Annotated in this window: 2 protein-coding genes (1 of these 2 only partly in view); one reads left to right on the top strand and one right to left on the bottom strand. The window is 68.2% G+C overall.

The genetic code is table 11. From position 1 onward, the window contains the following. Positions 1–276: 276 nt before the first annotated feature. Positions 277–1,068: a GAP family protein gene (locus AC5Y7E_RS13090; protein ID WP_499920950.1), complete on the top strand. Its 792-nt coding sequence runs from the start codon at positions 277–279 to the stop codon at positions 1,066–1,068. 68 nt (positions 1,069–1,136) lie between these two features. Here AC5Y7E_RS13090 and AC5Y7E_RS13085 read toward each other — a convergent pair whose 3' ends face one another. Next, on the bottom strand, positions 1,137–13,227 hold the 3' portion of the coding sequence (locus AC5Y7E_RS13085) for a non-ribosomal peptide synthase/polyketide synthase (protein ID WP_499949318.1). It continues 19,109 nt past the right edge of the window; only the last 12,091 of its 31,200 coding nucleotides appear in the window; the start codon falls outside the window, past its right edge; its stop codon occupies positions 1,137–1,139.

Here is a 13,227-nt window from a genome sequence, read left to right as displayed (position 1 = left end):
GGTCGCGAGCTGATCGCTGCGGGCACCCCGCCTTGCGGTTTTCGCCGGTGAACCTCAGGCGGCGCCGTCGGGCGAACATAAACCGCCGTGGCGCAACAGGTTTCAATGGGGACGGTTCGCCACGACCGCTGGGCCCGCCCCGGCGTTGCCCGCCAAGCCCTTTCGACCGGCGCCGGCTCGTTTGTCAGCTGCTCGAACATGTTGCACGCGAACGGGGTTCGCGACGCGACACCGACTCGGTGTTTGACCTCTGCAGGATTGGGTACAGTCGTGGCGATGTGGGGGTCGGTCCTGAGTTTGGGTGTTCTGGCTGCGCTCAATCCGGTGCGCCTGGGCCTGGCCCTTCTGATGATCTCCCGCCCGCGGCCCGCGCCGAATTTGCTCGCCTACTGGATCGGCGGGCTCACCGTATGCATACCCGAACTGGTTGTGCCGCTGGTCCTGCTCAACTTCACGTCGCTGTTCGGCTCGTTTGGGCACGCTTCGGCGACCCCGGCGGCCAGCTCCGCCCTCCCGCGAATTCAAATCGGCCTAGGTGTGCTGGGTTTGACGATCGCCGCGGTGCTGGCCGTGCGGTTTTCGACGCGCCAGCGCGCCGAGGCGCGAGCAATGAGCCGTGGGGACTCGGCGCTCGGGCCGGCCCCGGATACGCCGATCGCCGTTCCACGATTCCTCAGCCGCGCGCGGGATGTTTCTGCCGACGACCGTTCGCCGCTGCGGCGCCTGCTCCACCGCGGCCACTGCGCGTGGGAGGCAGGATCGCTGTGGATCGCGTGGGTGATCGGGTTGGCCTCGGTGCCGGTCGATGGCGTTTTCTTCATCCTCGCGATCATCGTGGCCTCGAGGGCCCCGATCGCGGCACAGGTCAGCGCCTCCATCGCCTTCTTCCTGTTGATGTATTCCGTAGTCGAGATGATCCTGGTGGGTTATGTGGCCGCGCCGGCCCGCACCGAGGCCCTCCTGCGACAGCTGCATGACTGGGTGCGCGCCTACCACCGGCAGATCCTGGTGACTGTGTTCACGGTGGTCGGGATCTCGCAGTTGGCCGAGGGCTTCAACATCCTCTGAATTCGACGGTCGAACGCGCTATGGGCGCCGACGCAGATATCGAAGTCGAAATCACCGCTGCCGCAACGCTAGAGCTTGCCATCGCGCCGCGAGAGATCCAGGTCGAGCAGGCGCTGGAGTTGCTTGCCGTACATACCGGTCGATTCGGTGGTCAGCATCTCATTGTGCGTGCAGTCGACTTCGTACACGGCGATGTCGCCCGTAGCGTAGGGCCGCCAACTCTGCCGAAGATGGTTACCGCGATCGCTGTCGTCTCGCATAGCGGAAAAGACCGTCATATCGCCGTCCAGAATGCCGGGTTCGTGAGCCCGATAGAACGCGAGATTGGTGTTCAGGTTCTGAATGAGCAGATTCAGCAGATCTTTGTGCCGGGAGAGCTCAATGGCTTCTTGTTGGCGAATGAGATCTTCGATCTGCTCGTACGTCAACGACTCATTCGGTTCGGGCGTGGTTACGCCGTAGAACTCCAGGATTTCCTTCACGATCTGAGCTTCGTCCAGAGCGTAGTCGCGCAGGGCCATGCTGCTGTCGATGATCGGCTGAGCGTCCAGAAGGAACAGGTTTGCGACGCGTCCGCGTTGTCGAAGCTCGACCGCGAGCTGATGAGCGATCACACCCCCGTAAGACCAGCCGAGGAGGTGGTAAGGCCCGTCGGGATGAATGCTTTGGATCCGGTCGGCATAGGTTTTGGCCATATCCGAAATCGATTGAGGTTCAGGCTCTTCGGGCCGCCGAATCTGCTGAATTCCGATTATCGGGCAGTCCACGTGATTGCCGAGCGCCTGGTACGGCCAACTCACCCCTCCTGCCGGATGGACGCAGAACAGCGGGGTGCCGCTACCGCCCTTCAGATACTGAAGGGGAACCACTTCGTGAGTGGAAGCCGGGTGGGTCTGCAACCGGTGACTCAAAGCTTGCACCGTGGGCGCTTCAAACAGCGCGGGTACCGCAAGGTCGGCATCCAGGCCGTCGTTGACCGCGGCGATCACGCGCATCGCCGAAATGCTGTCGCCGCCGAGATCGAAGAACGATTCGTCGACTCCGACTCGGTCGATGCCGAGGACGTCGGCGAAAATCCCGGCCAGGGTCTCCTCGATGGGGGTGCTCGGGGCGCGATACTGGCCCGCGGTGTGTCCGGGCGCCGGCAGGCTGCGGACGTCGACCTTGCCGTTGGGCGTCAACGGCAGCGCGTCGAGCGTCACCAGCGTCGGGACCATGTAGCCGGGGAGCCGTTCGGTCAGCGCGGCGCGCGCCGCCGCCAGATCGATCGTGCCGGTGACATACCCCACCAGACGCTTCTCACCCGGGCGGTCCGCACGGGCGACCACCACCGCCTGCGCCACTCCGTCAAGCGCGGACAACGCCTCCTGGATCTCAGTCAGTTCGATGCGGTAACCGCGGATCTTGACCTGCTCATCGGCCCGGCCCACATACTGCAGCTGCCCGTCGGCACGCCACCGCACCAAATCCCCGGTGCGATACATCCGGGTGCCCGGCGCTCCGAATGGGCAGGCCACGAAGCGCGAGGAGGTCAAGCCTGCCCTGCTCACATAACCGCACGCCACGCCCCAACCGGCCACATACAACTCACCGACCACCCCGGCCGGTACCGACCGCAACCACCCGTCCAGCACAAACAACGCCGCACCCGAGACGGGCGACCCGATGGGCGGTGTCCCCGATCCGGCCACCAGCGGCGCAGTCATCGCCGCGTACACGGTGGTCTCGGTGGGACCATAGGCGTTGACCATCACCCGGCCCGGCGCCCACCGGTCAACCAGCTCGGCCGGGCTGGGCTCACCACCGACCAGCAACGCCGTCGACGCCACGGCCTCTGGCGAGAGCGCCCCCACCGCCGACGGCGTCTGGGTCAACACGTTCACCCGCTGCGCCGCCATCAAGGCCTGGAAGTCGTCCGGGGAGGCCGCGACCTCTTCGGGCACCACCACCAGCCGTTCTCCGTGCAGCAGCGCGCCCCAGATCTCCCAGACCGAGAAGTCGAACGCGTAGGAGTGACATTGCGTCCACACCTGTCCGGAAGGCAGGCCCGCGCCGAGCGAGTCGAGCAGTTGGGCCACGTTCTGGTGGGTGATCGCCACTCCCTTGGGCGCACCCGTCGTGCCCGAGGTGTAGATGATGTGCGCGATGTCGTCGGGGGCCGGCACCGGCGGTGCGGCGCTGGGCTGGCTGTCGACAACGGGGTCATCGACGTCGATGACCAGCACGTCATACCCGCCGAATCGGTCGGCCAGCCCCGCGGTGGTGACCGCGGCGATCGGCGCGGCGTCGGCCACCATGAACCCGATCCGCGCCCCCGGCAACGCCGGGTCGATCGGCAGGTAGGCGGCCCCGCTCTTGAGCACGCCCAAGATCGCCACGATCGCCTCAGCCGACCGCCGGAACAACACCGCGACGCACTCGCCCGGGCCCGCACCCCGCGCGACCAGCAGCTGCGCGAGTCGATTGGCGGACTGATCCAGCTCGCGGTAGGTCCACGTGCGCTCACCGCACACCAGCGCCACGGACTCCGGTGAACGCGCCACCTGCGCGGCGAACAGCGCCGGAATCGAGACCGGCTCGGGCGCGGACCGCGTTGACGCCGCCTGGTTACCGAGTTCCTTCAGGCGGGCATTGCCGTCGCTACCCAGCAAATCGATCGCCGAGAGCCGCCGGTGGGGTTCGGAGGCCATCGCCACCAGCACCCACTGCAACCGGTCGATCAGCGTTTCGATATCGGAGTGATCGAATACGCCGGTGTCGAATTCAACGCGAAGGCCGAGTTCGGTCCCGGGCAGGACTTGTACCGTCAACGGGTAGTGGGTGGATTCGTGCCGAGCGATATCGCCGATCGCCAGTTCCTCGTTGGCGGCCAGTGCGGCGGCGTCCACGGGGTAGTTCTCATAGGCGAACAGCGTGTCGAATAGCTGCTCGTGACCGGTGATGCGGTGGATATCGCTGAGCGCGAGGTGCTGGTGTTCGAGCGTGTGGTTGTTGGTGTCCCGCAGTTGCTCGAGCAAGTCGAGCGCGGTGGTGGTGGGTGTCAGACGCGCCCGCACCGGCACCGTGTTGATCAGCAGGCCCACCATCGACTCGGCGCCGACGAGGTCGCCCGGCCTACCCGAAACGGTGGTACCGAATGCGACGTCCTGCTGGCCGGTCAGCCAGCACAGCAGCTGGGCATAGGCGGCCTGCAACACCGTATTGACGGTGGTCTGACATGACCGGGCCAAGTCGCCGACGGCCCCCGTGATCTCGGCGGGCAACCCGAAGGATGCCGCGCCCCGGGTGCCCGACAACCGGTGCCCCGAGCTGACCAGAGCGGGGGTGTCAAAGCCGTCCAGCGCCTCGCGCCAGGCCGCGTGGGCGGCATCCAGATCACGCTCGGCCAGCCAGGTCACAAACCGGCGGAACGAGCCGGCGGCGCCCAGCGGCTGGCCGTGGTAGCTGGCGAAGATCTCGCCCATCAGGATCGGCAACGACCAGCCGTCGACCACGATGTGGTGATTGGTCAGCACAAAGCGGTGCCGGTCGGCGCTGATGCGCACCAACGCGACGCGGAAGGCCGGCTCGCGGTCGAGCTCGCAGACCGCGGCGCGTTCGGCAGCACAGACTTGTTCGATCTGCCGGTCGATCTCGCCCTCCCCCGACCCGGTGAGGTAGATATAGCGCCAGGGCGGCCCGGGATCAGCCGGAATGATCTGCACCGGCTCATCGAATTGCGGACAGAACCGGGCGACGAGATGCGGGTGCCTCTCGACCACCGTGTGCACCGCATCGCGCAGCCGGTACGGGTCAAGTGCGCCGGTCACCGCGATGTTCAGCTGCACGGCGTACAGGTCGTCGGCGCTGCCGGGCGCGGTGCGGGCGTGGAAGAGCAGCCCCTGCTGCAGCGGGGTCAACGGCAGGATGTCGGCGACCGCGTGTTGCCGTTGCAGGTCGTCGATCTGCTGCTGGCTCAACCGGGCGGGCGCGATATCTGAGGGGGTCAGCCCACCCCCACCGCGCCGCACGTGCGCGCAGATGCCGGCCAGGGCGTCGAACCACAACCGGCTCAACCGGGCGATCTGCCCTTCGTCCAGCGCCGACGGCGCCCATGTCCAATTGGCTTGCAGGCGCGGCCCGGCCTCGGTGTCGATGGTGCCCGCATTGAGGTCCACGGTGTGCATCAGTGGCATCGGTATAGCCGTGGCCGCTTCGGTGACCCACAAGCCGTCCGGGCTGATCCCCCAGCCGTCACCCGATAGGTCCGCCGACCCGCCCATGCGCCCGAAATAGTTGAAACCGATGGACGGGTCGGAGCCCTCGAGGTCGACCTGAGCGTTCAGGTAGCGCAGCAAACCATAGGTGAGCCCGTCGGGGAGGGCACGAAGCTGCTCCTTGGCGTCCTTGATCACCGCCCCGAGCTCCGCGTCGCCCGCGATCACCTGCGTCCAGGACAGGCTGCCGACGGTCAATGCCACGGGGTATTTGGTGGTGAACCAGCCCACCGTGCGCGACAGGTCCACACCGGAGGCCAGCTCCTCGTGGCGCCCGTGGCCTTCGACGTCGATCGCGATCGGGCCGCCGCCGGCGCCCAAAAATTCCGCCGTCGCCAACGCGAACGAGATCAACAAGATCTCGTGTATGCCGGCGTGGAACGCGGCGGGCACCTCGCCGAGGAGCATGCGGGTCGTCTCGGCGTCGTCCAGCGACATCGACAAGCGGCCGGCGGTCTCATAGGTATCGTCGGGCCGGACCGCCGGCAGCGCCGCAGGGGTCGCCGCGACGCGCTGCCACATCTGCGCCGTGTCAACGACTTTCGCGGTGTGGGCGTGCTCGTCGAGTAGCTGCGCCCAGCGGGCGAACGACGTTCCGGTCACCGGTAGCGCTATCGGTTGTCCGCCGCGATGCTGTGCCCAGGCGATGTTGAGGTCCTCCAACACGATTCGCCACGACACGCCATCGATTGCCAGGTGGTGAATCATCAACACCAGCTGGCCCGTCGAGGCGGCCCACAATGCGCTGAGCATCAGTCCGGCGGCGGGGTTCAGCCGCGCGCGGGCCGCGACGAGCGCCTCCTCGGAGAGCACCTCCACCCGTTGCAGGCACGAGGCGGCGTCCACCGAACCGGCCTCGGGCACCCGCATCGACCAGGCCCGGGCACCATCGTCTTCGACGCGCAACCGCAGCACGGCGTGCCGATCCAGCAGCGCCTGCACCAACACCACCACGTCCGCCTCGGTCGCCCCTGCCGGAGCCTGCACCACCACCGTCTGATTGAACTGATCAACCGGACCAGCGACCTCGGCCAGCCAACGCATGATCGGCGTAGCCACCACCGCCCCGACGCCCTCATCCACCAAACCCTCGGCCTGGGCCACCCCAGCTACGCGCGCCAACCGGGCCACCGTCTGCTCGACGAAAATGTCACGCGGCTTGCACACCAGCCCCGCCGCCCGCGCCCGCGCCACCACCTGCATCGACAAGATGCTGTCGCCACCGAGCTCGAAGAACGAATCATCAACCCCGACCCGCTCCAGCCCCAGCACCTCCGCATAAATGCCGGCCAGGACCTCCTCGACCGCATCACCCGGCGCCCGATAACGCTCCTGATCGGCATAGTCCGGCGCCGGCAACGCCCGAGCATCGAGCTTGCCGTTGACGGTCAATGGCAGCGCGTCGACCACCACCACCGCGGCCGGGACCATGTAGCCCGGTAGCCGGTCTGCCACCGCGGCGCGCGCGCTGGCCGGGTCGACCGTCCCGGTGACATAGCCGACCAGGCGCTTGTCGCCGGGGCGGTCCTCGCGCGCGATCACCGCCGCCTGGTCCACACCGTCCACACCCATCAACGCCGTCTGGATCTCGCCCAATTCGATGCGATACCCGCGGATCTTGACCTGCTCATCGGCACGACCCAGATAATCCAACTGCCCGTCGGCGCGCCACCGCACCAAATCCCCGGTCCGATACATCCGCGCACCAACGCCACCGAACGGACACGCCACAAACCGCGACCCGGTCAAGCCCGGCCGGCGCAGATAACCCACCGCGACGCCATCGCCGGCGACATACAACTCACCCACCACACCCGCGGGCACCCGACGCAACCACCCATCGAGCACGAACAACGCCGCCCCCGGCACCGGCGACCCGATCGACGGCGCACCCGACCCCGCGACCAACGGAGCGCTGATCGCCGCATACACGGTGGCTTCGGTGGGACCGTAGGCGTTGATCATCACCCGGCCGGGCGCCCACCGATCCACCACCTCGGCGGAACACGCTTCACCGGCGACGACCAACGCCATCGAGTCCAGCCCCTGCGGCGACAACATCGCCACCGCGGAAGGGGTCTGACTCAGCACGTCGACGCGCTCGGCCCGCAGCATGTCATGGAGGTCCTCCGGTGAGCGGGCCACCGTCTCGGGCACCACCACCAGGCGCCCACCATGCAACAACGCGCCGAAGATCTCCGAGACCGAGACGTCGAACACGTAGGAGTGCCACTGCGCCCATACCGCCCCGGACGGCAGGCCGGCATCCAACGGCTCCATCAGCTGGGCGACGTTGCGGTGGGTGACCGCGACTCCCTTGGGCACGCCGGTGGTCCCGGACGTATAGATGAGGTACGCGATCTCGTCGGCCTCCGGCGCGGGCAGCGCCGTGCTGGGTCGGCCCTCGATGGTCGGGTCGCTCACATCGATGACCAGCACGCCATGGCCTTGTAGCTGTCCCGAGTGCTCGTCGGTGGTGATCGCGGCCGCCGGCGCGGCGTCGCCGAGCATGAACGCGATGCGCGCCGTCGGCAGCGTGGGATCGATCGGCAGATACGCCGCCCCGGTTTTGAGCACCGCCAAGATGGCCACGATCGCCTCGGCCGACCGGGAGAACAGCAGCGCCACACACCGACCCGGGCCGACACCGTTGCCGGCCAGCAGGTGCGCCAACCGGTTAGCGGCTTCGTCGAGTTCCCGGTAGGTCCACGACCGCTGACCGCAGCTGAGCGCCACAGCCTCCGGGGTGCGGGCCACCTGCGCGCCGAACAACGCCGGAATCGACACCGGCGCAGCCACCCGCCGGGTCAGCACCGCCCGGTTGCCCATGTCGTCGAGCCGCGCGTGCTCCGCGTCGTCGAGCAACTCCGCCGCCGACAGCCGCCGCGCCGGGTCGGCGGTCACGGCCATCAACACGCGGCGGAACCGCACGATCAGGGTGTGGATGCTGTCCGCGTCGAACACGTCGGTGCGGTATTCCACCGCGCCGTCGATCCCGGCGGGCGCCCCGTCCTCGCCGAAGCGCTCGGCCAACGAGAAGGTCAGATCCATGCGGGCGGCCCGGGTGTCCACCGGCAACGGCGTCACCTGCAGATCACCGAAGGCCAAATCGTCGGCGGCACTGCCGGATCCGGGCAGGTTCTGCCAAGCCAGCATGACCTGGACCAGCGGGTGATGGGCGAGGCTTCGGGTCGGGTTGAGCCGGTCCACCAACACCTCGAAGGGCACGTCCTGGTGCTCGTATGCGGCGAGGCTGCGCCGTCGCACCTGCCCGAGCAGCTCGGCGAAGCTGGGATCACCGGCCACGTCGACACGCAGCACCAACGTGTTGACGAAGAAGCCCACCAGTTCGTCGAGCGCGGCGTCGCGGCGTCCAGCGATCGGGAACCCAACCGCCACATCGGGGCTGGCGCTGATTTGGGAAAGCAACGCGGCAAGGGCGGCCTGAACGACCATGAAACTCGTGGCGTTGTGTTCCCTCGCCACGCGGGTGACCTGCCGCTGCAACTCGGCCGGCCACTCCACCGCCACCCTGGCGCCCCGCTGATCGGCAACCTGCGGATACGGCCGATCGGTAGGCAGCTGCAAGCGCTCCGGCATCCCGGCCAGCGCATCCTCCCAATAGGCCAGCTGGGCGGCGATGCGGCTGTGGCTGTCTTCCAGATCGCCGAGGATTTCGCGCTGCCACAGTGTGTAGTCGACATACTGCACCGGCAAGTCGGCCCAGTCGGGGGCCCGCCCCGCGCGCCGGCTGGCATAGGCCACGCCCAGATCACGTACCAGCGGCCGCAACGACCAGCCGTCGGCGGCGATGTGGTGCACCACCGCGACCAGCACGTGCTCATCGTCGCTGACGGTGAAAAGCCTTGCGCGCAATGGGATTTCGGAGGCCAGATCGAACGTGTACTGCGCCACGGCGCCGATCGCCACACCCAACTGCTCCTGCGACCATGCGCCGGCCTCGACAACCTGCCAGCCGATGTCCGCTTGCTCGGCGGATGCCACGACCTGCTGCGGTATCCCGTCGGGCGCCGAGAACAGCGTGCGCAGGCTTTCGTGGCGGGCAACCACATCGGACAGCGCCGCACCAAACGCCTCGGCGTCCAGGCGCCCGCGCAGCCGCAACGCCATCGCCATGTTGTAAACCGGTGACGGGCCCTGCAATTGGTCCAGGAACCACAACCGGTTCTGCGCAAACGACAACGGCACCACCGGGGGCCGCTCACCGGGCACCAGGGGCCGCAGGCCGCCGCTTTCGGTCCCGATGCGAGGGGCCAACTGGGCCACCGTGGGTGCCTCGAACAAGGCCCGCACCGGGAGATTCGCCTCGAGGCTGGTGTTGATCGCCGCGATCAGGCGCATGGCCGACAGCGAATCCCCACCCAGGTCGAAGAAGGAGTCGTCGACCCCGACGCGTTCAATACCGAGCACTTCGGCGTAAGCACCGGCAAGGATTTCTTCGGTCGGGTTGGCCGGGGCGCGATATCGATCCGTGTCCTGGTACTCCGGAGCCGGCAGGGCGCGAGTGTCGAGCTTGCCGTTGGGTGTCAACGGCAGTGCCTCGAGCGCCACCACCGCCGCGGGCACCATGTAGCCCGGGAGCCGTTCGGTCAGCGCGGCGCGCGCCTCGCCCGTGTCGACGGTGCCGGTGACATATCCCACCAGACGCTTCTCCCCCGGGCGGTCCTCACGGGCGATCACCGCCGCCTGCGTCACTCCATCCAAACTCGTGAGCGCCGTTTGGATTTCGCCAAGTTCGATGCGGTACCCGCGGATCTTGACCTGCTCGTCGGCACGACCCAGGTAGTCCAGCTGTCCGTCGGCACGCCAGCGCACCAAATCGCCGGTGCGGTACATCCGTGCGCCCGGCGCTCCGAACGGGCACGCCACGAACCGCGACGCGCTCAACCCGGCCCGACGCCAGTACCCCACGCCGACTCCGCGGCCGGCCACATACAACTCGCCGACCACCCCCACCGGCGCCGGACGCAACCACCCGTCCAGCACCGCAAACGCCGCCCCAGGTACCGGCGACCCGATGGGCGGTGCCCCCGACCCCGCCACCAACGGCACACTCTTCGCGGCCCACATCGTGGTCTCGGTGGGGCCGTAGACATTGACCATCACCCGCCCCGGCGCCCACCGGTCGACCAACTCCGGCGGGCAGGGCTCGGCCCCGATCACCAAGGCCGTCGACTCCAGTCCCTCCGGCGAAAGCACCCCCACCGCCGACGGGGTCTGGGTCAACAGGGTGACCCGCTGCGCCACCAGCAGGGCGTGGAAGTCTTCCGGCGCGCGCGCCACCGAGTCGGGCACCACCACCAGCCGCCCCCCGTGCAGCAGGGCGCCCCAGATCTCCCACACCGAGAAGTCGAACGCATAGGAATGGAACTGCGTCCACACCTGGTCCGGCCCCAACTCCACCCCGATGTCCAGACCGGCGAACAGTTGAGTCACGTTCTGCTGGGTGACCGCCACTCCCTTGGGTGTGCCCGTCGTGCCCGACGTGTAGATGATGTGCGCCACGTCGTCAGCGGCCGGCGCCGCCAACCCTGTGCTCGGTTGGGTCGCCGCCGCCGGATCATCGATATCGATGACCGCCAGTCCGCCGAACCCGTCCAGCCGCGCATGCAACTGCGCGGTGGTCACCGCGGCGACCGGCCGAGCATCGCCGAGCATGAACTCCAACCGCGCCGCCGGCACGGCGGGATCAATGGGCAGGTAGGCGGCCCCGGTCTTGAGCACCGCCAAGATCGCCACGATCGCCTCGGCCGACCGCGGGAGCAACAGCGCCACACACGCGCCCGGGCCAACCCCATTTCCGGCCAACAAATGCGCCAGCCGATTGGCGGCCTCATCCAGCTCGCGGTAACTCCAGGAGCGGTCGCCACACACCAGCGCCACCGCCTCCGGGGCCCGCAGCACCTGCGCCCCGAACAACTCCGGAACCGACGCCGCCGCGGGAGCAGGTTGCGCCAGCACCGCCCGGTTGCCGAACTGCTGCAGGCGGGCATGCTCACGCTCGTCCAGCAGATCGATGGAAGACAGCGGCCGCGCCGGGTCGGCGGCCATGACCGCCAGCACCTGCTGCAACCGCTCGACCAGCGCGCCGATGGCGGCGCCGTCGAACACGGCGGTGTCGAATTCGACTCGAAGGCGCAGTTCACTGCCCGGCAAGGCCACGATGGAGAGCGGGTAGTGAGTGGACTCGTGGCTGGTGAACTCGGTGACCACCAGCTCGTCATCGCCCGCCAGGGCGGCGGCGTCCATCGGGTAGTTCTCGTACACGAACAGGGTGTCGAACAGCTGCTCGTGCCCGGTGATGCGGTGGATCTCGCTGAGCGCGAGGTGCTGGTGCTCGAGCGTGTGGTTGTTGGTGTTCTGCAGTTGCTCCAGCAGCTCGGTGGCGGTGGTGGTGGGTGTCAGACGCGCCCGGACCGGCACCGTGTTGATCATCAGCCCGACCATCGACTCCGCCCCGGCGACATCGGCCGGCCTGCCCGACACGGTGGTACCGAATGCCACGTCGTGCTGGCCGGTCAGCCAGCACAGCAGCTGGGCGAAGGCGCCTTGCAGCACCGTGTTTGCGGTGGTCTGGCAGGAGCGGGCCAGCTCGCTCATGGCCCGCATGGTCTCGGCGGGCAGCAGGAACGATTCGACGGCACGGGTGCCGAGCGCCAACCTGCGTCCCGAGCTGACCAGAGCGGGGCTGTCGAAGCCGTCCAGCACCTGGCGCCACGCGGCGTGGGCGGCATCCAGATCTCGCTCGGCCAGCCAGGTCACGAACCGGCGATACGACCCCGCCGGGGCCAGCGGCTGACCGTAATAGCTGGCGAATATCTCCGCCAGGAGGATCGGCAATGACCAGCCGTCGACCACGATGTGGTGATTGGTCAGCACAAAGCGGTGCCGGTCTGCCCCGATGCGGAGCAACGCCGCTCGGAATGCCGGCGGATCGGCCAGGTCGCCCACCGCGGCGCGCTCGGCCGCGCATAGCTGGTCGACCAGCTCATCCACGTCGGCGTCGAGGCCATCGCCGGCGAGGTCTGCGTACCGCCAAGGCACCACCGGATCGGCGGGGATGATCTGCACCGGCTCATCGAATTGCGGGCAGAACCGGGCCGCCAGATGCGGATGCCGATTGACCACGGTGTGTACCGCGTCGCGTAGACGGCCGGAATCAAGGGCACCGGTGACGGCGATATTCAGCTGTACCGCATACAGGTCGTCGTCGCTCCCCCGGACCGTGCTGGCGTGGAACAGCAACCCCTGCTGCACCGGGGTCAGAGGCAGCACGTCGGCGATCTGATGCTCCCGCTGAAGCTGGTCGATTTGCGGTTGGCTCAGCCGGGCCGGGGCAATGTCCGACGGCGTCAACCCGCCGCCACCGCGCTGCACGTGCGCGCAGATACCGGCCAGGGCGTCGCACCACAGCTGGCTCAGCCGGTTGACCTGGTCCTGATCGAGCGCCGAAGGCGCCCACATCCAATCGGCGTGCAGTTGCGGTCCGGTGTCGGTGTCGACCGTGCCGGCGTTGAGCTCCACGGTGTGCAGCAGCGGCATGGGGATGGCCGCGACGGCGCCCGTCCTCGACGAGCCTTCCCGACTGGGCCACCACATGTCGCCGTTCGCCGCGGCGTCGCCGCCCGACGCGCCCAGGCGCCCGAGATAGTTGAAGCCGATCACCGGGTCGGGTCCGGCCAGGTCCGCGTCGCGATTCAGGTAGCGCAGCAAACCGTAGGTCAGGGAATCCGGGAGCCCGCGAAGCTGCTCTTTGGCGTCCTTGAGCACGGCACCCAACACCGCCTCGCCGGCAGTCACCTGAGCCCAGCGCAGCTCACCGACGGTCAACGCCACCGGATATTTGGCGGTGAACCAGCCCACCGTGCGCGACAAGTCCACG

This window comes from Mycobacterium sp. NGS17 (assembly GCF_059813205.1).
This window is presented reverse-complemented; position numbering and strand designations above follow the sequence as displayed.

What these genes read in the sequence shown, in the direction of transcription:
- AC5Y7E_RS13090 (WP_499920950.1), top strand. Translation starts at nt 277, where the DNA reads ATGTGGGGGTCGGTCCTGAGTTTGGGTGTTCTGGCTGCGCTCAATCCG.